21 protein-coding genes are annotated in these 23,496 nt (G+C 63.2%); 17 read left to right on the top strand and 4 right to left on the bottom strand.

Annotated features, from left to right (window positions below; all coding sequences use genetic code 11):
* Positions 1-31: 31 nt before the first annotated feature.
* Both NIBR502770_RS07060 and NIBR502770_RS07055 read right to left on the bottom strand, forming a co-directional pair.
* Positions 32-481 (bottom strand): YdeI/OmpD-associated family protein, encoded by a 450-nt coding sequence (locus NIBR502770_RS07060; RefSeq protein ID WP_370871410.1) that lies wholly within the window; start codon positions 479-481, stop codon positions 32-34.
* Between the two features lie 188 nt (positions 482-669).
* On the bottom strand, positions 670-936 hold the full coding sequence (locus NIBR502770_RS07055; RefSeq protein WP_141181487.1) for a hypothetical protein: 267 nt from the start codon (positions 934-936) through the stop codon (positions 670-672).
* A 272-nt stretch (positions 937-1,208) separates the two neighbouring features.
* Between NIBR502770_RS07055 and NIBR502770_RS07050 the strand changes: the two genes are divergently transcribed.
* From NIBR502770_RS07050 to NIBR502770_RS07040, 3 genes are all read left to right on the top strand, one after another.
* The gene (locus NIBR502770_RS07050; protein ID WP_246857438.1) at positions 1,209-1,565 is read left to right on the top strand and encodes a rhodanese-like domain-containing protein; all 357 of its coding nucleotides are present in this window, start codon (positions 1,209-1,211) and stop codon (positions 1,563-1,565) included.
* Between the two features lie 43 nt (positions 1,566-1,608).
* Positions 1,609-2,097, top strand: a complete 489-nt coding sequence (locus NIBR502770_RS07045; RefSeq protein ID WP_371416501.1) for a UBP-type zinc finger domain-containing protein — start codon at positions 1,609-1,611, stop codon at positions 2,095-2,097.
* A gap of 147 nt (positions 2,098-2,244) precedes the next feature.
* Positions 2,245-2,748: a DUF1772 domain-containing protein gene (locus tag NIBR502770_RS07040; protein WP_141181485.1), complete on the top strand. Its 504-nt coding sequence runs from the start codon at positions 2,245-2,247 to the stop codon at positions 2,746-2,748.
* A gap of 349 nt (positions 2,749-3,097) precedes the next feature.
* Here the strand turns inward: NIBR502770_RS07040 and NIBR502770_RS07035 are convergent, their stop codons facing one another.
* Positions 3,098-4,660: a CehA/McbA family metallohydrolase gene (locus tag NIBR502770_RS07035; protein ID WP_210418925.1), complete on the bottom strand. Its 1,563-nt coding sequence runs from the start codon at positions 4,658-4,660 to the stop codon at positions 3,098-3,100.
* Between the two features lie 156 nt (positions 4,661-4,816).
* Between NIBR502770_RS07035 and NIBR502770_RS07030 the strand changes: the two genes are divergently transcribed.
* From NIBR502770_RS07030 to NIBR502770_RS06990, 8 genes are all read left to right on the top strand, one after another.
* Entirely contained in the window at positions 4,817-5,377 is a 561-nt protein-coding gene (locus tag NIBR502770_RS07030) for a hypothetical protein (protein ID WP_246857437.1), read from the top strand.
* Between the two features lie 67 nt (positions 5,378-5,444).
* Positions 5,445-6,467, top strand: coding sequence for an LLM class flavin-dependent oxidoreductase (locus NIBR502770_RS07025; protein WP_141181483.1), 1,023 nt, complete (start codon positions 5,445-5,447; stop codon positions 6,465-6,467).
* 643 nt (positions 6,468-7,110) lie between these two features.
* The gene (locus NIBR502770_RS07020; RefSeq protein WP_168223139.1) at positions 7,111-8,589 is read left to right on the top strand and encodes a sialidase family protein; all 1,479 of its coding nucleotides are present in this window, start codon (positions 7,111-7,113) and stop codon (positions 8,587-8,589) included.
* A gap of 75 nt (positions 8,590-8,664) precedes the next feature.
* Entirely contained in the window at positions 8,665-9,750 is a 1,086-nt protein-coding gene (locus tag NIBR502770_RS07015; protein ID WP_141181482.1) for a M4 family metallopeptidase, read from the top strand.
* Between the two features lie 125 nt (positions 9,751-9,875).
* Positions 9,876-10,361 carry a hypothetical protein gene (locus tag NIBR502770_RS07010; RefSeq protein WP_141181481.1) on the top strand — a complete coding sequence of 162 codons (486 nt, stop codon included), beginning with the start codon at positions 9,876-9,878 and terminating at the stop codon, positions 10,359-10,361.
* A 753-nt stretch (positions 10,362-11,114) separates the two neighbouring features.
* Positions 11,115-13,160: a hypothetical protein gene (locus NIBR502770_RS07005; protein ID WP_141181480.1), complete on the top strand. Its 2,046-nt coding sequence runs from the start codon at positions 11,115-11,117 to the stop codon at positions 13,158-13,160.
* A 601-nt stretch (positions 13,161-13,761) separates the two neighbouring features.
* Entirely contained in the window at positions 13,762-14,685 is a 924-nt protein-coding gene (locus NIBR502770_RS06995) for a phosphotransferase family protein (RefSeq protein ID WP_141181479.1), read from the top strand.
* A gap of 194 nt (positions 14,686-14,879) precedes the next feature.
* A complete protein-coding gene (locus NIBR502770_RS06990; protein ID WP_141181478.1) occupies positions 14,880-15,284 on the top strand; it encodes a VOC family protein in 405 nt (134 codons plus the stop codon).
* Between the two features lie 265 nt (positions 15,285-15,549).
* Here the strand turns inward: NIBR502770_RS06990 and NIBR502770_RS06980 are convergent, their stop codons facing one another.
* Positions 15,550-16,425, bottom strand: a complete 876-nt coding sequence (locus NIBR502770_RS06980) for a GyrI-like domain-containing protein (protein ID WP_168223138.1) — start codon at positions 16,423-16,425, stop codon at positions 15,550-15,552.
* Between the two features lie 328 nt (positions 16,426-16,753).
* On the opposite strand from NIBR502770_RS06980, the gene NIBR502770_RS06975 reads away from it, so the two are divergent.
* The 6 genes from NIBR502770_RS06975 (at position 16,754) to NIBR502770_RS06950 (ending at position 23,493) form a co-directional block, all read left to right on the top strand.
* Positions 16,754-16,987 (top strand): substrate-binding domain-containing protein, encoded by a 234-nt coding sequence (locus tag NIBR502770_RS06975; protein WP_246857435.1) that lies wholly within the window; start codon positions 16,754-16,756, stop codon positions 16,985-16,987.
* Between the two features lie 218 nt (positions 16,988-17,205).
* On the top strand, positions 17,206-18,249 hold the full coding sequence (locus NIBR502770_RS06970) for a LacI family DNA-binding transcriptional regulator (RefSeq protein ID WP_246857434.1): 1,044 nt from the start codon (positions 17,206-17,208) through the stop codon (positions 18,247-18,249).
* Entirely contained in the window at positions 18,246-19,226 is a 981-nt protein-coding gene (locus NIBR502770_RS06965; protein ID WP_168223137.1) for a sugar ABC transporter permease, read from the top strand. The genes NIBR502770_RS06970 and NIBR502770_RS06965 overlap by 4 nt, the downstream gene beginning before the upstream one ends.
* A gap of 7 nt (positions 19,227-19,233) precedes the next feature.
* The gene (locus NIBR502770_RS06960; RefSeq protein ID WP_141181476.1) at positions 19,234-20,214 is read left to right on the top strand and encodes a carbohydrate ABC transporter permease; all 981 of its coding nucleotides are present in this window, start codon (positions 19,234-19,236) and stop codon (positions 20,212-20,214) included.
* 81 nt (positions 20,215-20,295) lie between these two features.
* The gene (locus NIBR502770_RS06955; RefSeq protein WP_141181475.1) at positions 20,296-21,906 is read left to right on the top strand and encodes an ABC transporter substrate-binding protein; all 1,611 of its coding nucleotides are present in this window, start codon (positions 20,296-20,298) and stop codon (positions 21,904-21,906) included.
* Positions 21,907-21,999: 93 nt separating this feature from the next.
* Positions 22,000-23,493 carry a glycoside hydrolase family 32 protein gene (locus NIBR502770_RS06950; RefSeq protein ID WP_141181474.1) on the top strand — a complete coding sequence of 498 codons (1,494 nt, stop codon included), beginning with the start codon at positions 22,000-22,002 and terminating at the stop codon, positions 23,491-23,493.
* The last annotated feature ends 3 nt before the right edge of the window (positions 23,494-23,496 follow it).

Raw genomic sequence — 23,496 nt, 5'->3', positions numbered from 1 at the left:
CCGCTGCCTTTGTCCAGGATGATGCCCTTGTCTACTTCTTGCCGGCCTTGAGGTCACTCACCACTTTGGCAATCCGGCGTGACCGGGTTTCCGGAGTCTTCGACTCGGCAACAGGCTCAACGTAGCGGCGTTGGGTGCTGTAACTGAGCGTTTGGTAGAAGGCATGTGCCGCAGGTTCGGCCTCAAGTGCTTCGGCAAGGTCGGGGGGAACATCAACGCTCCGTGGCTGCGTGTCCAGCCCTAAGGCCACCTCCACTGTGTCCCCGGCAGAGGTCCCGGTTAGCTCCCGGTTGGCAGCGCTGAGCCCGATCATGTTCTGGCCGCCCATGACCGCGATGGTGCTGCGGTAGCTTTTTCCGTTGATGGTCACAACCACTGGCGGCCGCCTGCCCGCGTTAAGTGCTTCGACGATTTCCTCCGGGACCTCGATGCCCACTTTGCCGCCGGTCCCCCGGAGGGTTGTGGTGAATTTCAGCTGCAACGTGCGTCCCCTGGCTTCCGGTCCAAGACCAAGGCTGCGGCGAAGGCCCCCGTCACCAGGCGGAGCGGGATATGCGGCACTGTCATGGTCGTTTCCTTTCGAAGAACTGGATTTCCCCACGTGAGCCGAGCCTAATTTCCGGTACCGCGCTCCGCCACCCCCACAGCCAGTTGGGTCCACGGAAACAACTAATCCCCCGGACCTTCCTGATCCGGCATCAGCTGCGGCCTGCTCCGCACCTGGATCCTCCAGCCCTGGGCAGCCGTGAAGCCGGCCAACGCCGCTCCCTCCCCAAACACGCGGCTGTCAGCAGACGCATGGCGCAGGACCGCAATGATGCAGGGCAGACCCATCAAAGCCTTCTGGGCGTGCACCAGGGCTTCATGCAGCGTGCTGCCATTGATGGCAGCTCGACTGACAGTATGGCTGGTCACGTACTCCAGGAAGTACGGCATAAAGCGCAGTTTGGCACACAGGGGAACGCCGTCGTAGAGGCCTTGGTCACGGCACTGGACGCACCACTGCCTGCCTGCACTGAGCGTGGTCCCATGGCGTGGCGGGGCGGCTGTGCCGCTGCTCCGTCCATAATCTGAAGACGCCGACGGAAACGGCGCCCGACGCATGAAAGGCGAGGTACTTGATGGTGGAACAGTGTCCTGTCTCCAACGAAACTCCGATCGGTCCCACCGGGGGTCTTACGATCGACCAGTTACTCATTGAGAGCCGGATGGGACTTGATCGTGTTCATCCTGCCGATCTTGAACTGGAAATGGCGGCGGGTGCCCTTGTTGTCGACACCAGGCCGGCCGATCAGCGGGACCGTGATGGGGCGCTTCCCGGAGCAATCGTCATTGACCGGAACGTGCTCGAGTGGCGGCTCGACCCTTCCAGCCCCCACCGGATCCCCGGCGCTGACGACTTCACGCGGAGGATCGTGGTGGTGTGCAATGAGGGGTACAGTTCCAGCCTCGCTGCGCATACCCTGCAACGGCTGGGGCTGACCCGGGCGACCGACCTGGTCGGTGGCTTCCAGGCGTGGGCCGCGTTACGGAGGCAGTCCGACACGATGCCGCCGGGCCGGTGACGGTTCCCGCCTGCACCCGGAAGGGCCAGTAGTCGGAAGGAGCATGAAGATCACAGGACCACGCACGGGTGTCGGCCCACGGATTTTCACGTCTGACAGTGTCGCTTCAGGCGGGGCCCGCAGTGACTTATCCTGCAGGGGATGCATCCGTTTCAGGCATGCTCCACGCAAAGGAACCCATCAGATGAGCCTTCCCCCAGGAATCAATCCTTCCGCGCGGCCCAGCGGTACGGGCTGTGCAGAGTGCGAGAACCAAGGCGGGTGGTGGTTCCATCTGCGCCGGTGCGCCCAGTGCGGCCACATCGGATGCTGTGACTCCTCGCCAGCCCAGCATGCGAGCGCACACGCGGCCGGCACCGGCCATCCTTTTGTCCGTTCCTTCGAACCCGGCGAGGACTGGTTTTGGAACTACGCCACGGAGGAATACTACGAAGGGACGGTGCTCGCGCCGCCCCAGCACCGTCCGCTCAGCCAACCCGTCCCGGGACCGGCAGGACGGGTGCCCCCGGACTGGGAGCGCCACCTGCACTGAGGGCGCACGCCCTGCAGCCGGGCCTTGAGACGCAGTAGGCGATCCCCCGAGGCGAGCTTCGCGCACTGCCGCCGCCCGGCGTCGTCCGTTCTCCCAAAGGGCCCAACTTCCATTCCGGCGGCGCCCCTCGGAGCGTACATTGTGCACATGGGAGAGACCCTCAATTTTCGCCGCGGCGTACTCGCCGGGCGGCTCATGAATGTTGCTGAATTCACCCATGCGCACTGGTTCTTCGGCAACCTCTATGAGCTTCTCGTCAAGGTTCCCCATCGCGTGGCCGGTGCCGAGGCCAGCAGCGAGCTCTCCCGCTCCCCTTTCGGGGCAGGCAGCCCGGGCCGGTATTACGCACCGGTTGCGCCGCTCAATGCACCTGCGGCCATCGGCGCACTCATCGTGGGGTGGGACCGCCCGTCCGCCAGAGTGTCACTGATCGTGGGCGCGGCGAGTTCCGCGGCAGGCGCGGCCGCAACCGCCTACATCCTTCGGTATCTCAATCCCCGGCTGTTTTTCAGCCCCCATCCGCTCCCAGACGACCAGCGTGGTCCCTTGCTGGCGCGGTGGTACCGAATCCATAGCCTTCGGTTGGCGGCCAGCGCCGTGGCACTGGCCGCCTTCCATCATGCCCGGACTGTGGCGCTCAGGGCCCGTTGATCGACACCTTCAGCCCCAACTGGCGGCATGAACACCAAAGGTACGGGAAGTCGCCGTGACCGTGCGCCGGAAGAATTCCCGCCCAAGCGGTGCGGAGTTTCACCCACGTCTCCCCGTCGTGCCGTCCTAAGCTGTGGCCATGCACCCCTTAGTGGCAATCGGTCTGGTGTTCCTCACCTGGTTTGCTTGGACGGGCACCATACTGACGTTGTTGGTGTCCCTTGCAAAAGCCCGACGGCGGAGATCAGCCCACGCCGGACGCAGTCCTGAAACTGCCCAGGCCAGACCCGCTGGCATGGCGCCAGTCAGGACGTAGCGACCCTTTGCGGGTGCACCTGCTCCGTCAAGGTTATTTGGACCCGAGGAAGATCGGATTGGTCAACGCAGCCATGGGGCCCAGCAAGAGTGCCGCGCCCATGTTGGTGCCGTTGCTGGCGGTTCCGTCAGCCATCGGGTGGCGCACTTCTGCCCTGACATAAGCGGAAAGCTGCGCGGTAGTGACCCAGGTGTGGGTGCCCTGGCCGGAGGCCGGGAGCGCCACTTGCTGCGTCTGTCCCTCGTCGGTGATGATCCGGATGACGCCATTAGGGACTCCGCTGACATTCACACGGACCGTCACGGGCGCATCGGCACTAACGTCGAGCCTCTCCCCTATGCCTGCCTTACGGCCTCCCGCGGAAACGCCAAAGTCCAGGGAGATGTTGGCGGACTCTGCAACCCAGCTGTGCCCGTTGCGGATGCCGTCAAGGATGGCATCGTGGGAAAGGGCCTGGGCGTTGACCACGTTGTGTGGCAGGCCGATGACCTGCGGCTCGCTGTGCGCGTCGCTGTTGCCCATGGCCGGGACCCAGCGTCCGCCGGTGCGCACCGAATGGGCGAGCATGGAGTCCCACGTGTTGATGGCATATTCGTCGTCCACAGTCCACGGGCCGGTCCAGACTTCGACGGCGTCCGCATCGTCGTAGCCGAACTTCCAGCGGCAGGCGACATAGGGGCAATACGGGTGCGCGGGGACTACCAAGCCGCCGGAGGCGTGGATGTGCTGGGCCTCCTGCTCGAAGCCTTTGTCACGGGCGCGGTAGCGCCAGTCGATCCAGTCCCCTGGTTCGATGCCCAGCGCGAGGTAGTGGCCGTTGCGCGTGGTGACTTCCTCGCCGGTGAGGATGAGCAGGTCGTCGCCGGCCAGGGGTCCCCAGGCTCCGTGGGAAGCAGGCGTGTTGTGGTCGGTGCTGATCATGAAGTCGAGTTTCGCTGCCCTCGCTCCGGCAGCAACTTCCGCCGGGGTGCGCTTGCCATCGGAGTAGACGGTGTGCAGATGGGCGTCTCCGCGGTACCAACCCGGGCCGCGTCCGTTTACCTGCCTGGCCGGGTACTGGGGACGGAAAGGGGTGCCGTCAGGGCCGTAGTCGAGGGTGACGTTGACGGTGTAGTCCATGCCCTGTTCGGCCACCTGGTAGGGGCCAAGCGCGATATTCCAGGTGCCTTTGCCCACGGGTCCAGGCAGATACCCTGGGGTGGCTTCGGCAGCGCTGATGAAGAACTCGGTACGGAAGCCGCCTGACCAGCCGCGGAATCCCCTTCCGGCAAGGTCGGTGCCCTTTTCGTCGAAGATTCCGATGTCGCAGGCGTTGGACAGGAGTCCCGGAGTAACCGAGGGTTTGCTGTAGCTGTACGAAACGCTGATCTTGTTCACGCCGGCGGGTACCTCAACCGGCAGGTACACGAAATCAGCGGCACCCGGATCGAGGTGCCCGGTGATCGTCTTGGTCCTGCTGGTGCCGGTATCGGCCGCGGCAAAGGATAGGGGTGCCAGGGTCACGGCGGCACCGGCCAGCGCAGCGGCAAGGAATCCGCGGCGGGAAGGGGACAGGAAAACACTTTCAGCCTCGTGGGCCTTACATGGTGGAGTCACCGCCCGAGTCTCACCATGCGGACTGAACGGCAAGCGACGTGCATGCGAATACCTGGAGAACCGCTGTACATAATTAGTAGTTGAGTAGCATTTTTTGGACTGCCGGTTCCATCCGGCATGGTTGCCCCAGGCGGCGGCCACGACCACCATGGAATTGTGGCCACGAACGCCGTCCGGCATCGACTGGTTCTATCCCTGTGCCTGCTGGTCCCACTGGCAGCAGCGGCGGGGTGTGCCTATGACTACCCGGACCAGGCCAACAGGACGCCCGCCGAACCCGGTACCCCCGTACCCGGACTCCTTGGGGGAACGCAGGCCGCCACCCCAACGCCGAACCCGCTGGTCCTTGAACGGGAGGTGCGGAACTACCAGGAGCTGGACGGACTCCTTAAGTCGGTGCCCGGGCCGGTCCTGCTCTTTCAGGAAGGGCCACTTGACGGCCCGGCCAGGGGTTTTGGCACAACCGAGGAGGTGCCTGCGGCTGGCCGATACATGGTGACGGCAGCCTGCATTGGGGGGTCCAACGCCAAGATCTTCATCCGGCAGGAGAATCCCAAGGTCACCCTCTGGCCCGTCGAGCTCACTGTGGACTGCCCGGGGGCAACGTCACAGGTGATCACGCTCCAGGAAGGCTATGTCTCCGCGCACCTGTCCTTGCCGGGGCCCGCAGATACGCCGTGGACAGGCGCGGTCGGCGGAGTACGGGTGACGGGATGAGCCAGGATCTGTGTGGCCGCCGGTGCCCGGCGGAATAGGATCGTGCACCACTATGTTGGCTTTCGGTGTGAAGAGTATCGGATTCTTGTCCTTTGGCCATTGGACCGACCACCCGGAGTCCGGCACACGCAGCGCGTCGGACGCGTTATTGCAGGCCATCGACTTGGCCGTCGCGGCAGAGGAACTGGGAGCGGACGGCGCGTACTTCCGTGTCCACCACTTCGCCCAGCAGTATGCTTCCCCGTTCCCACTGCTGGCCGCGATCGGGGCACGCACAAACCGCATTGACATTGGTACCGGCGTGATCGACATGCGTTACGAGAATCCGCTCTACATGGCGGAGGACGCGGGCGCGGCCGACCTGATTTCCGGCGGCCGGTTGCAGCTTGGCATCAGCCGAGGTTCACCCGAGCAGGTCATCGATGGGTGGCGCTACTTCGGTTTCGCCCCGAAGGAAGGGGAATCGGACGCGGACATGGGCCGCCGGCATACTGAGCGCCTGCTCGAGGTTCTCACCGGGAAGGGCTTCGCGGCGCCGAGCCCCCGCCCGATGTTCCCCAATCCTCCTGGGTTGCTGCGCATTGAGCCCTACTCGGAGGGACTGCGGGACCGTATCTGGTGGGGTTCCGGCTCGAACGCAACGGCGGTGTGGGCCGCGAAGCTGGGCATGAACCTGCAGAGTTCCACGCTCAAAGACGACGAGAGCGGCAAGCCCTTCCATGTCCAGCAGGCCGAGCAGATCGAACTGTACCGGCAGGCCTGGAAGGAGGCCGGGCACGAACGGGAACCGCGCGTCTCAGTCAGCCGCAGCATCTTCGCCCTGACGAACGACCTCGACTGGCGATACTTTGGCCGTGACCGTCAAAGCTCCGACCAGATCGGGAACATTGACGAGAAGACCCGGGCAATCTTTGGCCGCTCCTACGCTGGCGCCCCTGACGAGCTGGCCGCCATGTTGGCCAAAGACGAGGCCATCGCCGCGGCGGACACCCTGCTCCTCACTGTCCCCAACCAGCTTGGTGTGGACTACAACGCCCACGTCATGGAGTCGATCCTGAAGGACGTGGCTCCACAACTCGGCTGGCGCTGATCCGCGTCGGGTAGGTCCCGTTCGACACCGGACTGGAGGGAAGCAGTCCCATGATGAGCCCGCCTTGGCACTCGCCGGCGCGGTCCCGGGCCGGTGCCTCTCGATGGGCTTCGGATCGGCCGTAGCCCCCTACAGCTGATCGTCCGGGCAGCGGTCACTGGGTTGGGTATCCGGCCATGTGGTTGACCCCCGTTCTTGAACAGGGCCAAAGGGCACTAGCTTGAAAGGCTCTCCCGAACCTAAAGTTCCGTCAGTAGAAATCATGCCCGCCGATGGTCCTCACCATAGGTAAAGACCGTCCCCCGCAGCTGCAGCCTAACAATGAGCCCCGGAGCGGGGAAAACGATGGATGCACAAGAGAACAGGTACTCCGACCTTCCGCCGGGAAGAAATTACCAGGACACCCGCCTGTCAGCGGACCTGTTCTCCGCGTCCTCCAGGGATTCCCGGAACGTACCCCGGAGTTCAGCCGCTGGCAGGCCCGCATGGAGCCCCACGCGCACAGCAGCAACACGAGGCGCCAACCGCACGCGAGCGGCCCTGCCGCTGCTGTCAACGTTCGTGCATGTGAACCGGAGATCCCCTATTTCACCGGTGCATAGGGGATCGTTCTCCATGGCCCACCCACATTGAGGAGAAACCAATGACTGCCAAACGCTTACGTCGGGCCGCGCTGACCGCTATATTTCCGGCCGCCCTCATGCTCAACATGTCCGGCGCCTCTGCCACGACAGCCAGCCCGCTGTCCGTGGCAAGTGGGGCCAGTCCGTTCTCGGCCTGCGGGTTAGGCTCCGCTCCCGGCGCCGTGAACTACCTGAACGCCGAGGTGGAGCCGTGGGTATCTGTCGATCCGGCCCACCCTAACAAGGTCATCGGCGTGTGGCAGCAGGACAGATGGTCTGACGGCGGCGCCCGCGGGCTCGTGGCCGGCTACTCGACGAACGGCGGAACCACCTGGAAAGAGACCGCCCAGCCGTTCTCCGCGTGTGCCCCGGGCGGCCCTTCCCGCTACGACCGGGCGTCGGATCCTTGGGTCTCTATAGGCCCGGATGGTACGGCGTACTCGGTATCAATCTCGTTCCAAGGTGTCGGTTACGACAACGCGGTCCTCGCTTCTACGTCACGCAACGGCGGAGCAACGTGGACTGCGCCGAAGACCCTGATTGAAGACCTCGGATCGCCCCAGTTCTTCAATGACAAGGAGTCCGTCACTGCTGACCCCTTGGTTGCGGGCACCGCCTACGCGGTGTGGGACCGACTCGTTTCACCGAACGATAACCCGCGAAGCACGGCCCATGCGTCCGCCTTCACAGGACCGACGTTCTTCTCTAAAACGACGGACTCAGGCGTCACGTGGAGTACCCCGAAGGTCATCGTGCCCACGACCAACAAGCAGCAGACCATCGGTAACCAAATAGTTGTTGGACCGAGTGGAACGCTTTACAACTTCTTTGACCTCATCCTGGGCACAGGCGCTAACGGTGTGGACCAGCTGCACGGGCTCAACGTGGCCTTCACCACGTCCGTAGACGGTGGCGCGAGCTGGACGGCACCGCAAGTCATCGCAAAGCTCAACACAGCGGGTGTTACCGACCCCAACACCGGCGCGGCCGTTCGGACCGGAGACATAATCCCAGAGCCCGCTGTCGACCCGGCCACCGGCCAGCTCTATGTCGTGTGGCAAGACTCCCGGTTCAACGGCGGCCACTACGACGAAGTCGCGATCTCCACGTCGACCGACGGCGGCCGGACCTGGAGCGCGCCCACACAAGCCAACTCTCCACGGGGAGTCCCCGCCTTCACCCCGAGCGTCCGCGTTGCTGGCGGCAAAGTTGGAATTGCCTACTATGACTTCCGCAACCTAGCCGCGGGAAACACATCCAGCCTTCCCACGGACTACTGGTTCAGGTCCTCCACAGTGGGCACTCTTGCGCTCGGCGGCGATACGCATGTGCACGGCCCGTCCGACATGATGACGGCACCCTCCGCCCGCGGGTTCTTCATTGGCGACTACGCCGGGCTGGCAACCGCGGGCTCATCATGTGTGTCACTGTCCATACGGGCCAATGACGCGAATACATCCAACCGGACCGACGCCGTGTTCTCATCCGTCACGCCCTAGCCCAGCTGGTCCTCCCATCCAGGCGCCGGCTCCGGGAACCTCAGGTGCCAAGAAACCGTCAGTAAGGAGATCATCATGTCCGCACGCACAGCGCAGGGATCGCCACGTGCCGCGAGCCGCCACTCCCTTGCCTGCATCCTTCCCCCGGACCTACTGATCGAACTGGCCCGCGGCGCGGACGCTGCCCACAGGGACTCGCTATTGTCTACGCTGGCCATCGATCAAGGACTTCGGGTCGCCAGGGCCGAGATCGCAGCCCGCACCCTCCAGCACCCCACGGCGGTTGGGCGCACGACGGCGGGGGGTGCCCCCACCCGCAGAATCTACGACCAGGCACATTCCAGTGACCAGGTTCCGGGGAGGCTCGTGCGCTCCGAAGGAGATCCACCGGACGCCGACCATTCCGTGAACCAGGCCTATGACAATTTCGGTTACACGTACGCCCTCTACTGGGACATCTTCCACAGGGACTCGATCGATGACCAAGGCATGCCGCTGGAGGGATTGGTTCACTTCGGCACGAACTACGACAACGCCTTTTACGACGGAGCCGGCCACATGTTTTTCGGCGACGGCGACGGCAAGACGCTTACAGACACCACCAAAGGCACCGACGTGGTCGGGCATGAGCTCACCCACGGCGTGACCCAACACGAAGCAAACCTGACCTACTCCGGCCAGTCCGGTGCACTGAACGAATCGTGCTCGGATGTTTTCGGCGTCCTGGTCAAGCAGTATCACCTCGGCCAGTCCGCCCAACAAGCGGACTGGCTTATCGGCGCTGATATCGTCGGTCCGCTGCTGTCCCCCGCCCTCCGTTCCATGAAGGCTCCCGGTACCGCCAACCAGTACGACCACCAGCCTGCCACGATGGACGGCTACGTCCGGACGACCACCGACAATGGTGGCGTCCACACCAACTCCGGAATCCCGAACCGCGCGTTCTATCTCGTGGCCACCGGGATTGGAGGCAACGCATGGGAAGCGCCCGGACAGATCTGGTACGACACCCTGGCTGATCCCAGGCTACGGCCCAATGCAACCTTCAGCTCGTTCGCTGGCCTCACCCTCAGGTCCGCGCGATCCCGCTACGGAACAGCAAGTCAAGAAGCAAACGCCGTTTCATCTGCATGGGACGCAGTCAAAGTCCGGGCTCACTGAGGAGCCAAAGTGTACAGATCCTGGTGTCCTGATCGCAGCAGCAACCCCGCTTTCCCAACGTGCACACGATTCTGCGGTATTGCCAAAATAGGTTCGCTCATTCCAAGGTCGGTGCGGAGGATGCCATGAAGGAAGACCCAGCAACCCGTCAGCAGCTTTCCGAGCTCATTGAACAGCGCCGCGCGGATATCAGAACCTTTCTGCGTCAGGCCCGGCCCCGGAGGAACAGGCTGATCAACATGAGTGTCATAGGGAGCGCCCTGGCCGCAGCACTGACCGTTGGGCCCGCTGCAGGGGGTACTAAGTTCACAGAGGGCGTCCAGGCTCTGCTGTCGCTGGACGACGACTCGACAGTATGGCGCATCCTTTGCCTGCTCGCCGTACTTTGTTCCCTGACCGCGGCTGTGTCGACGGGTCTGTCCAACTCCCATGAGCTCGCCTCCCGTGTCAGTGCCGCGGAGGCGTGCAATGCGGAATTGGAAGGTCTCGCGGGAGCGTTGGCTTTTGGCCGTCTTCATCTCGAAGATGCCGTCCGGCTCTATCAGCAATACATAGCCAAAGTCGCTTTTGTTGACGACACCCTCACCCACACATCGACCAGCGTCAGCTGAGTTGCCAGGGACAGTCACCGGGGAGGGGCCATGTCCTCAGCACTGGAAATTCTCGAGCTTCGCGTCCATGGAGTCCGGAATACCCCACCTTACGAGATGCTGGGAGTCGAGCCTGCAGACGTAGGGCCGGCGGACCACGACGGAATCAGGCTCGTTGACAAGTTGGCCGGATTTTACAAGGTGAGGCAGTCCCCCGCAGATGCGTCCTCGTCGCCGGATTCGAGAACACGGCTTGAGGCATACAGTTGGGGCAAGCTGGACCGCTTCGCGCCGAACGGGTTTCTTGGTAAGAGCGTCCGGGCACTTTATAACGTTGGATGGTTTTTGATTGCCCCCTTCGGTTTCGCAAACGCCGCCTACTGGGCACGTGTTCTCAAAGCCGATGATAGACGCGGCGACGGAGTCGACCCCGGAACAGGTGCGGCACTCGTACGTCTGTTCAGTCTGCTGCTGACGCTCTTGCTGGCAACGGCCATCGCCACGGCTGCCATGGACTTCATCGCCGTTCAGTGCTTTCGCGTTACCGCGGACGGGCACCTGCAGATGTGCGATGCCATGCCGCACTGGTTCGATGGTCTTAGGAGCTTGACGCGGGGACAACGTCTTGCAGCCGTGTCAACTTTTCCGATCGTCGCCATTGCACTCCTGGCCGCCATCAGCCTGTCCAGTGATGTTCGTTTTCGGACCCGGTTTACGGATCAAAAGCGAGTCCAGGGCCATTCTCCTGTTCCAAAGAAGCGGGAACGCCGCACGATGGAAAACGGGCTGCGGCGCACGCCGGTCCTCGCTGCACCGCGGTTGTGGATCCGGCGCGTCAACTCGCCGACGGGAGTGGCACACATTGCCGCCAGCGCCCTGCTCGTGACCTTCCTTCTCGCCGCCGATCTCAGGGAGGCGTCGAAGGACGACGCCGGCATTGCCACGACTTTAGTGGCGGTTACGTGCCTGCTCCTTGTAGTCGTAGCCGGCTCCGTCATGTACTGGGGGTCAGAGAGCGTCCGTGCACCCCTTGGAGTCGGGTTTTCCCGCATGGCCTGGGCCATGATCCTTCTTCTTTCCAGCTTCGCCGTCTACCTTTGCACGGTGGTAGTGGTCTGCCGCGCTACCACTGCCGGGCAGGCAGCCCCCTTCACGGTGGCCCAGCTGGTGCCGACAGTGCTCGTTGCCCTCCTGGCGATACTCGCGACCTCGGGATTCCTTATGCGCCTGGCCCCGAATGCCGCCGTCGTCTGGGGAACCCTGTTGTGGTGTATTGCCCTCATCGGCATGCTCATCATTATTGGCCAGTGGAATTTTGCACCAATGTCCGTAAGCGCTGCCTTCGGAATATGCGCGGCCTGCCTGCTGGCTGTGGCGGTATCCCTCATGAACCAGCGTGACAGGGCGCCGGTGCGGCCGCTGGGTCGGCAGGCAGAAGCATGGCATGGCCTGGCTCCCGGCGTAATAATGTACCTCAGCCTTCTGCTCGCGGCCTTCTACTCGAGCGCCATCGTCGTGGGTGTCGGCAACTGGCTGCAGGCCGGCGCCCTCCTTTGGCAACGGGACAGCACCCATCCTCTCTTCCGCACCCTGCTCAACGACGATGCGTCTGCCATTTCAATCCCCTTCCTTTATTGGGCAGCGGGTGGAGTCATGGTGCTCCTGGTCCTTGCAGCCGTGGTCATCCTGGGCACGCTCATGCTGGGCAGCCTCTGGATCGGTGAAGGAATCACCACTCCTCCGATCGCTGACAGCGAATTGCCCTACACGTCAGAAATAATGGCCGTCCGCCGCAGAAGCGCCCTGCTGCAACGCGGTGAGCGGGTGGTAGAGCTGGCAGCAGGGGCCACCCTGGCGGGCGTCCTCCTGGTCCTTGCGTTGACCATCCTCCATGAGAACGGCACAGGCCATGAGTGGCTCCGGCGCCTGTGGTTCTGGAACGCAGTCTCCCCGGCCGGCACTTGGGTGGCCACGAGCGCCCTGACAGCCGCGGGGGTGTTGATAGTAGGGGTCGCAATTTCGAGCGCCGTCGTGGGAACAGGCAGGCCGCTCGGGCTGCTTTGGGATCTGGTGGCTTGGCTGCCAAGGGCCGGCCACCCTTTTGGCCCCGCTTGCTACTCCGAACGAGTGGTGCCCGAACTTGCCAACCGGATGCTCCAATGGCTCACCGACCAGAAGAAGGTGGACGACCCGGCAGTGCTCGATCAAGTGCAGCCCTCGCGCCGCATTCTTTTGGCTACGCACAGCCTGGGAGCCGTCCTGGGCATAGCCGCGATATATCACCTGGCCGCCATGGCCCAGCACAGGGAGCTCGAGGCCGGGCCAAGGGGCACGGATGCCGACGCGGCCAAGGACAGGGTCAGCGACCTTTTGTCCAGGATCAGATTGCTCACTTTCGGTGTCCAGCTGCGCCCATATTTCGGCAGATTCTTCCCCGACCTGTGGGGACCGGCCGTCCTTGGGACTCCGGGTGTACAGGGACCACGATATTTCCGGAGCGATCCGTGGAAGGGCCGTTTTCTCCCAACGCCGCCCGTCCCGTCCGATGGCCAACTCGCGGGCCTCCTGGGCGGCGGCGCAACCGGTCCTGGAGTGTGGCTGAATGTATGGCGACGGACGGACTACCTCGGCTTCCCCGTCTACGCCTATCCGCACGACACCCCGGAAGCGAACGCGCTGGACGGCGTTGCCCTCGAGATAGAGCCCGACTCGTATCAGGCACTGGTGGCCACGCACGGAAACTACTTCAAGACCGGCCGCTACGCCCTTGCCCGGGAAAGCTTGCTGAGGGAATGGGACCTCCAGGAGGGTAGTAAATAGGTCTTTGACACCAGGCGGCCAACGCGGGGCAGCTTCGCTACGGACCCTGCCGGAGGGCTATGTGGACGGTGCCACCACGTCCTCCAGTACTGACCTGTCAAAGAAACGGATCTCGCCCGTTGCCTCGAAAAACACCGGAACTACTGATGTGCTCAAGTCTTTGGACGTTTCGTAGATTTCAGCCGCACCCCCGTGCTTCCTTGCAATGGTTCCAACCATCTCGGTACCGCGAACCCGCACAGTTCGATATTTGTAGCTCATCATGGCTCCTTCGTCGGCTACGGCACACCCTACCCCTTGGGAGTCCCGCTCCGGGAGGTAGTCTCCGCGACAATGTGATCCGAACCAATCTAGGAACAGCGGGAACCACTCCAGGCCCTAAGCCGTCGGCAGCGATCGCAATCTCAGTCTCAGGGGCCCCCAAACTCAAGGCGCTGATGCTATGAAGGGCTGCCGCCGAATTGTTTTTGCATGGCCAAATAACCCGGCCTGGAAGGGATGTGTTTGGTAGGTCGCCGTTCCTCGGCCTGCCGGTGATCCTCAGCACGCATTGCGGGAACGCCCGGTGCCGCTATGAAGCGCCAGTTCCTAGAATGGGTGGGTGAACCTTTCGCATCTCGGCGCCCCGACAGGGCCGATGATTCGCGTGCACGGCGGATTCGCCAACCGGATGTACCGGCTCGACACCGACCAAGGGTCGTTCGCAATAAAGGAACTGAACCTCGTCGACCGCCGCTGGGCCTATCGCGTCGAGGACGTGTTCAGGTTTGAATGGGCGGCCTTCGCTGCCGGCATTCCGATGCCAGAGCCAATCTCGGCCAGCTACAACACACTCGTTCACCGCTGGGTCGAAGGCGAAAAGGTGCCCGAAGCGCCCGTGTCGGCGGCATACGCGTTTGAGATCGGCGAGATCCTCGGACGCATCCATGCGCTCGACGTCCCATGGACGAATGCATCGATCGAGGACCCGACGTCACATGACTGGTCCGAGCTCGCCGCGCGGGCGAAGGCAACCGGACAGCCTTGGGCCGACGAGTTCGCCTCTCACATCGAAACATTCCTCGCGATTGCCCATTTCGTCGACACCTGCGAACGGCCAGGCCCGGTCGTGCTGACCCATCGGGACATTCAACCGTGGAATCTGCTCGCTCGGGAGGGCCGGCCGGTGTTACTCGATTGGGAGCTCTCGGGGATGCTCGACCTGTCCAGTGAACTTGGCTCGACCGCGCTGAGCCTCGCAAAGGGACCCGGCTTGGAGGACATCAAGCCCGCCATTTTCCGCTCCGTTCTCGACGGCTATGTCGCGGGAGGCGGAGTGCTGCCGCCACCAGGGCCAAGCTGGTTTGTCTTCATGATCGGCGGCTGGTTGGAGCACACGAGGTGGAACATCCTCCGGTGCCTTGCCGGCGCCGAGGCGAGCACCGGCCCTGGCCTCGCGCTGTCGCACGAGTCGGTACGCAACGGATTGAACGGCCTCCCCGACCTGTTCTGGCGACTTGGAGAGCTCGAGACGCTGCTGCTGTGAGAGTGACCTGTATCCACGCTTGGTACGGGGCGTAAGTCGTTCCCGATGCCGTCCGGGCCGATAGTCGATGACCTGCGACGCTCGGGCGCGCAGCACCTGCATCGACCTCTGAACGTTCTGCAACCTCCTGCAAATCGTGGTTCGTGTGGGCCGAGACCTTGACCTCGGACTTGCATTTCGCAAGTATGAGCCACATGAGCCTCTTCATCACCTGCCCGGTTGAAAGTGTCGAGCGCGCGACCGCCTTCTACACCGCCCTGGGCTGGACCCTCAACCCAGAAATGTCCGGTCGCAACGTCTCATGCTTCGCGATCGCGCCCGAGCAGTACGTCATGCTCGGCAGCCGAGAGATGTACGCGAGCGTCGGGGGCGCCGAAGAGCTGGTCGGCGGAACCGACACTCCTTCGAAGGTCACGGTCTCGTTCGACCTCGGCAGCCGTGAGGCAGTCGATGAGCTCACGGAGCGCGCCGGCGCAGCCGGCGGGCGGATTGGTGACACCGACGACTACCCATTCATGTACCAGCGCCAGTTCGACGACCCCGACGGTTACCACTACTCGCCGTTTTGGATGAAACCGGACGCCGATCCGACCGAGTGAGCCACCTCGCCCCTGCCCTCGGCATCGTCGGAGCGCGGCGGCCCCTGCTCATCCTGGAGCGGCTGCTCGACGGGCCACATCGCTACGGCTTTGCGCGAGGCAATCGTCGCGCCAGCACACTGGGGCGGCGGGGAAGCGGCCTGGGTGTGGCGCGTAATCAAAGTGCACTCCGGCGACTTTATCCTGCAGATACCAGCCCGGCACCATCCTCGGGTGGGTTAAACCAGACTGGATAGAACCCGTTTCTCGCTCTCACGCAGATCGCTTAGCGGCCCTCGGAGTCCACATCTGACAATGCGTCCACGACAGGCATGAACACTGAGGTCACGAGCTCGGCTTCGGGCGTTTGGCTCGGATCGTTGCGATAAATGTTGAAGTGGTGCGTCGCAAGGTCGTGGTCTTCCCTTGCGGGCCGCAATCCGTTATCCGCGATAAACGCTGCTATCACGGCATGGGCCCAGGGAATCGCATCCGTGTACGGCCCGGTGACCGTAGCGGTCACCACGCGACGTGCTGGAAAGTGCAGCACGCTCAGTGGCTCCGCGGCCTCCGTATCAGGCGCTACTTCAAGGAAGACCGACTCGTCGACGTCATGCTCGCGGTATTCACCGTCATGCTCAATGCACCCGCCGGCGCCCGTGATGCGGATCCCTTGGGCCGAGATCTCAGGCATGAACCGGGCCCACAGTTCGCCCTCGGCACTGTAGTCGGGCACCCGGCCGCGAAGCGAGATGAGGGTTTGCTCGTGCAGATAGGTGAGTTGGGCAGACACGGCAGACATGGCGTCCTCCTGAAATTGTTGATTCAGCATTCGTTCAATGAGAGCCATCCGTCGCAGGGCGGCTGACGATTCCTCGGCAAGGGCAGCCCGCTGAGCGGACAGGGCTCGTGTGTATGCGCGGGTCCCGCGGCTAGCAAGAAGCGCCCCTATGGCAGACACCCCGAAGCCCACGTCCCTTAGCCGACGGATTTCGTTTGCCTCGCGGAGCTGGTCGTGGGAATACCAGCGGTAACCAGTGGCTTGATCGACAAAAGCCGGAGCGAGGACTCCGTTCGCATCGTAGTGCCGCAACATCCTGACGCTGATCCTGCTGAGCGAGGAGAAGTGGCCGATGGGCATGAGCTTCGAGATATCGGTCATGCCTCTGATTCTCCGCGCTGACATCGTGTCAGAGTCCATCTTCTCGAGGACTCATTTGTATCTTTTGCTTGGACCGCGCGCCCAACACAATCCAGATGCAGCGCTCATGTGACCCCACCGTCGCTGACCTGAATTGAGGTCGCCGCTCTGGTGGCCACGACGGCGGCCACGGGTATTCCGTGGCACGTCGAAGTGATGGACGTTGTCATTGACGAGGCGGTTCCAGCGGGACCCGCCGCGTCCCCGGCCTGCGCCGCGAGGAAGTGGCGCATCTGGCCGGTGTCAGCGTCGATTACTCGCGTTCACAGGAGCCGCCCTCCGAGGCGGATTGACAGTTCCCGGAGACCTCTCGATCATCGGATTCGATAACACACCACTTTCCTCGATGTTCCAGCCCCAGTTATCCACCATCACCGTGGACACCGCCAGGTTGGGACGTTACCTTGGGCGTTTAGCACTCAAAGCCATGGAAGGAACTCCGCCACCAACGGCAGGGCCCGAAATGCGGGCAACCCTCATCCCCCGCGCTTCGACAGCCGATCTCCAGAAGGTCGTGGGCTGACCGCTCGCAAGCAACACTGCAGCACCGCACCCAGTTCCTGGGCATGACCAGTGAGCGAGCAAACGTCTGGCCGGCAAGTCGCGGAGTCCACACTCCGGGCTTCGAAATTAGGCGGCGCTGCGGCCCTTGACGGTTCAATATGGCGCAGGTTACAGTTTTACAGCAATCCAGTTATACGAATAACTACTCCGAATAACCAACGGCCCAAGGAGGTGCCCATGGCACGACCCCGCCCACGCTCAGGACCAACCATGCACGACGTGGCGGCGGAAGCGGGTGTCTCGCAGGCAACCGTCTCCCTGGTCCTGAATTCGGCCGCCGGATCGCGTTTTTCGAACGACACGCGCAAACGGGTGCAGGATGCCGTCCAAAAGCTCGGATACCGCACCAACGCCCATGCCAAAACCTTGCGTGACGGCATCTCTGGAATCATCGGATTCCTCGGGGATGCCGTGGCCACCGCTCCCTTCGCCGGAAAGATCATCGAAGGCGCACAGGAACGGGCATGGGAAGACGGCCTGCTCCTGCTCACCATGAACACGGGCGGAAACAAGGCCCTCGAGGCAGCGTCGCTGGACTCCATGCTCAGCTACAAGGTGGCGGGGGTGGTGTATGCCGGCATGTACCACCGCCGCCTGGACGTGCCCGAGGCGCTCATGGGCGTCCCTTCCGTGGTGCTGAACTCCCAGGACCGAAAGCTGCGCCTGCACAGCGTGGCTCCCGACGAGGAATTGGGGGGCCTCACGGCTACCCGGCATCTCCTGAACGCCGGCCACACCCGGGTGGCGATGATCAACATCGAAACCCTGGAAAGCGAACTCCCCGCCGCCGTCGGACGTTTCCGGGGCTACACACAGGCCATGAGCGAGGCGGGGCTCGACGTTTTGCCGGAGCTGGTGCGCTTCGGCAGGGGCAACGAGGAGGACGGCTTCACCCACGCCATGGACCTGCTCACGGCAGCACAGCCGCCGACCGCCATCTTCTGCGCCAACGACCGTACCGCCTGGGGCGCCTACCAAGCCGCCCAGGAACTGCACCTTTCGATTCCGCGTGACCTATCCATCATCGGCTTCGACAACCAGGAAACCCTCGCCCAGCACCTCCGGCCCGGCCTCACTACCCTTGAGCTGCCGTTCGTGGAGATGGGCCGCCGCGCCGTGGACCTCATCCTGCGAGGCGCCGAACCCGACGGCCAGGTGGAATTCATTACCTGTCCGCTCATCGAAAGAAACTCAGTGACTCATCCCAAGGAGAAGCCATGAGCCGCATCCTGGCTCGATCCACACCGGCAGCGCCGCCGGCTCCCCCTACCAACGCAAATCACCGCACTCCCCTGCCGCTGCATCTAAAAAAGGTCGCCCGATCTTGGCAGTTATACGTATTACTTGCTCCGGCCCTCATCTACATCGCGGTGTTCAAGTACTGGCCGATGTACGGAGTGCAGATCGCCTTCCGCAACTACAACCCGGTTGACGGCTTCACGGGAAGTCCATGGGTGGGACTCCAGCACTTCATCAGGTTCGTCAACTCGTACCAGTTCGGCCAGGTTGTGGGGAATACCTTTTGGATCGCGGTCCTCGGGCTGGTAGTGGCCTTCCCCATCCCGATTGTCCTGGCCCTGCTGGTCAACCAGCTGCAGAGCGAACGGTTCAAGAAGTTCACGCAGACGGTGCTGTACTCCCCGGCTTTCATTTCCACGGTGGTGGTGGTGGGAATGATGTTCGTGCTGCTGTCTCCACGGTCCGGCCTGGTCAACAACGCTATCCAACTGGCCGGCGGCGAACCCATCTTCTTCATGGGTTCGTCCGAGTGGTTCCGGCCGATCTATGTGATCTCGGATGTCTGGCAAAACGCAGGATTCTCCATGATCGTTTATCTGGCTGCGCTCTCCGGCATCGACCCTGCGCTGCACGACGCAGCCAAGGTGGACGGCGCCTCCAAACTGCAGCGCATCCGGCACATCGACCTACCGGGCATCATGCCCGTGGTCACCGTCCTGTTCATCCTGGCCATCGGTAACCTGCTCAACGTCGGTTTCGAAAAGGCCCTGCTGATGCAGACCAACCTGAACCTGCCGGCGTCGGAAATCATCCAGACGTACGTCTACCACGCAGGCCTCCAGCAAGCGCAGTTCAGCTATTCGGCCGCCATTGGCCTGTTCAATTCCGTCCTCAACCTCGTGCTGCTGCTGACCTTCAACTGGGTAGCACGCCGGGCCAACCAAGCAACCCTCTGGTGATGCCGCTATGACCCTGAATACCGAACCCGTGGCCGCTCCGGCCCCTGCCCAGCGAAACAGGCCCGGAACGAACGGCCCAGCCTCCGGGCGGCCCATCCCTTTCCGCGAAAAGTGGGCCGACAAGGCCTTCAACATCACGGCCATCACCATCCTGACCCTGTCCATCGTCGCGGTGGTCTACCCGCTGTACTTCATCGTCATCGCCTCCGTCAGCGACCCGAACGCCGTCTATGAAGGCAAGGTATGGCTGGTCCCCTCCGGGGTGACGCTGGAAGGCTACCAGCGCATACTCGCCGACAGCCGGATCTGGAACGGCCTCGGTAACACCCTGGTGTACACCGTGCTGGGGACTGCCATCAGCGTGAGCACCATCCTGTGCGGCGCCTACGCCCTGTCCCGGAAAGACATGCCCGGCCGGAAGATCCTGATGCTGCTCTTTGTGGTCACCATGTTCTTCGACGGCGGCCTGATCACGAAGTACCTGGTGGTCCGCGACCTGGGCATGCTCGACACGGTTTGGGCCGTTGTCCTGCCGGGCGCGGTGGGCGTATGGAACCTCATCATCGCCCGCTCGTTTTTCGAACACACCATTCCCGGCGAACTCCGCGAAGCCGCCCAGATGGACGGCGCCAACGACTTCACCTTCTTCTTCAGGATGGTCCTGCCGCTGTCCAAGCCGCTCATCATGCTGATGATCATGGTCCACGTGGTGGCCCACTGGAACTCGTTCTTCGACGCCCTGATCTTCCTTAACGATGACACCAAGTACCCGCTGCAACTGGTTCTGCGCAACATCCTGATCCAATCGGACGTCTCCTCCACCGGCACCACCGGCGGGGACATCCAGTCCTACGCCGCCGCCCAGCGGATCGCCGAACTGACCAAATACGCCATGATCGTGGTCTCCAGCCTCCCGCTGATGATCGCCCTGCCGTTCATGCAAAAGCACTTCACCAAGGGCACCATGATCGGTGCCGTCAAGAGCTGACACCCCGCAAAACCAATGCCCGACGCCGTTGCCCCGCACCGCCGTCGTGCTGCTCCCCTCCACCCAAGCAAAGGAAAACCCATGGCAACCAGCCGCAAACTCGCCGTCGCCGGCGCCCTGATGGCAGGAACGATGCTGTTCACCGCCTGCTCAGGCAACTCCAAGGGCACCACGGAGATCAAGGATTCGTCCGCGGACTTCGGCTTCCAACAGTCAGGACTTCCGATCGTCAAGGACACCCTGACCCTCAAGTTCTCCGGAACGAAAACCGCACTGGCCCCTGACTACAACACCATGTCCCTGGTGCAGCAATGGGAAAAGGACACCAACGTCCACATCGAGTGGCAGAACCTTCCCGAAACCGTGTTCAAGGAAAAGAAGAACCTCATCCTTGCCAGCGGCGACCTGCCCGACGCCTTCTTCAACAGCGGCCTGACCGACGCCGAAATCGCCACATACTCAGCCAGCGGAACCCTCATTCCGCTGGAAGGACTGATCGAGAAGAACGCTCCCAACCTCTCAAAGCTGCTCACGGACCGGCCCGACATCAAGGCAGCCATCACCTCCTCCGACGGGCACATCTACTCCCTCCCCTCCATTGAGGAGCTCGGCCTGGTCCAGTTCCCCAACGAAATGGCCATCAACACCGCTTGGCTGGACAAGCTGGGCATCCCGATGCCCAGCACCGTCAACGAACTCCACGACGCTCTGCTTGCCTTCAAGAACCGCGACGCATCCGGTACCGGCAAGACGATCCCGCTGAGCTTCATGCCCGGCTCATGGTGTGGGGACATCGTGGACCTGATCGCCGCACTCGGCGGTGTTCCGGACAACATGGACCACAGGATCGTCCAGGACGGCAAGGTCATTTACACCGCCACCCAGGAGGGTTACAAGAAAGCGCTCCAGACCCTGCACCAGTGGTACCAGGAAGGACTGATCGATCCGGAATCCTTCTCGCAGGACGACAAGGCCTACCTGGCCAAGGGCAAAGCCGAAACGGAAAACCTCGGGTCATTCGCCTGGTGGGAGATCAAGGAAATGGTAGGCGCCGACCGCGCCTCCGACTACAAGCTGCTGCCGGTCCTGGAAGGAGTGGACGGCAAGCGCCGGGCCAGCCAGTCCAACAACCAGGAGATCGCGCGCGGCGCCTTCGCCGTGACGCGGGCGGACAAGTATCCCGCCGCGACCATCCGCTGGGCGGACCACCTCTACGACCCCATCCAGTCCGCCCAGGCCAACTGGGGACCCATCGGCGAAACCCTGCAAAAGGACCCCGCCACCGGGCTGCTCACCCAGATCCCCGCACCCGCGGGCACCAGCGAAGGCGAACGCCGGCAGAAGGTCGCCCCGGGCGGCCCCAAAGCCAACACCGCTGAAAACTTCAAGAATGTCGTAGCGCCCGAACCCCGCGCCGCCGAGCGTCAGAAGACGGTCCAGGAGAACTACAAGCCCTTCGCTGCCAACGACGGCTACCCGCCGGTCCCGCTGTCCAATGAGGAAATCCAGCAGATCAGCACCATCGAGTCCGACGCCGCCACCATCGTCAAGCAGTCAACGGCCAAGTGGATTGTCTCCGGCGGCATTGAGAACGAATGGGACGGTTACGTCTCGCAACTGAAGAACATCGGAGTGGACAAGATGGTGGAGGTCTACCAGCAGGCCTACGACCGGTACAAGAGCAACTCCTAAGGCTCCCGCTTTCCATCCCGGTGCCGGGCGCGGACTCCGCGCCCGGCACCCCAGCCTGCGCCGCCCCGGCCGGCGGCATCACGAAAGAGACCCATGAACACTGTCACGTCCACCCTTGAGACCTTCCGCCCGGCCATGCACTACACGGCCAGGGAGACCTGGCTTAACGACCCCAACGGCCTGGTCTTCCACGAAGGCACCTACCACCTCTACTACCAGAACAACCCGTTCGGGAACGTCCACAGCAACATGTCCTGGGGACACGCAACATCCACAGACCTGGTGAACTGGGAAGAGCAGCCGGTGGCCATCCCATGCGATGACACTGAAGAGATCTTCTCCGGCAGCATCGTGGTGGACCACGGGAACACCTCCGGTTTCGGCACCAGCGGCACGGCCCCGCTGGTAGCCATTTACACCAGCGCCTTCAAGCCCGCCTCAGCCCACCCCGGCATCCAGGCCCAATCCCTCGCCTGGAGTACAGACGGCGGCTACTCATGGACCAAGTACGCGGGCAACCCCGTACTCACGCGTGACTCCCCCGAGTTCCGTGACCCCAAGGTCTTCCGCTACGACGGCCCCGCAGGCAGCTACTGGGTGATGGCCGCCGTCGAAGCCCACGACTACGCTGTCCTCCTCTACCGTTCCGACAACCTGAAGACCTGGGAGTACCTCAGCACCTTCGGCCCCGCGAACGGCACGGGAGGCATCTGGGAATGCCCGGATCTTTTCGAACTTCCCCTGGACGGCGACGCGGGGAACACCCGATGGATCCTGACCGTGAACATGAACCCCGGCGGCCCCAACGGCGGATCCGCCGGGCAATACTTCGTAGGACAGTTCGACGGCGTGACGTTCCGCTCCGAAACCACGGTCACCGAAGGCATGCAGGACGACGGCCGGGTAGCCGACTACCAGTGGCTGGACTGGGGCCGGGACTACTACGCAGCAGTCTCCTTCAGCAACGTCCCGGACGGGCGCCGGCTGATGATCGGCTGGATGAACAACTGGCAGTACGCCAACCACATCCCCACCTCGCCCTGGCGCAGCCCCATGAGCCTCGTCCGCGACGTCACCCTCACCTCCGTCAACGGACAGCCGCGGCTGGTCCAGCAACCCGCCGCCGAATACACCGCCAACTCGGCTCCCGTTCCCGCTCAGCAGCTGCAACTGGACGGGACGGTTGCGGTCGACGGCGGCACGGCCGTCGAGCAGATACAGGTCACCTTCACTCCGGGAACAGCGGAAGAATACGGCGTTGCGGTCAGGGGCGGCGAGGATGGTGCCGCTACCAGGATTGGCATCCGTTCGGTATCCGGCGAACTCCTTGTGGACCGCACCAACTCCGGCGACAGTGGATTCCACGACGCCTTCCCCTCCGTCAGCACCGCACCCATCCAGCCGGGCCCCGATGGGACCTACTCGCTGCAGATCTTCGTCGACCACTGCTCCGTTGAGATCTTTGCGCAGGACGGGCTCGTGACGCTGACCGAACTGATCTTCCCTGACCCCTCCGCGACCTCGCTGGCGCTCTACTCGACCGGCGGAACAGCCGCCGCTTCCCTTCAGCTGACGCCGCTCGCCTGAAAC

Origin of the sequence: Pseudarthrobacter sp. NIBRBAC000502770, assembly GCF_006517815.1 — a bacterium.
Lineage (GTDB): Bacteria > Actinomycetota > Actinomycetes > Actinomycetales > Micrococcaceae > Arthrobacter > Arthrobacter niigatensis.
This window is presented reverse-complemented; position numbering and strand designations above follow the sequence as displayed.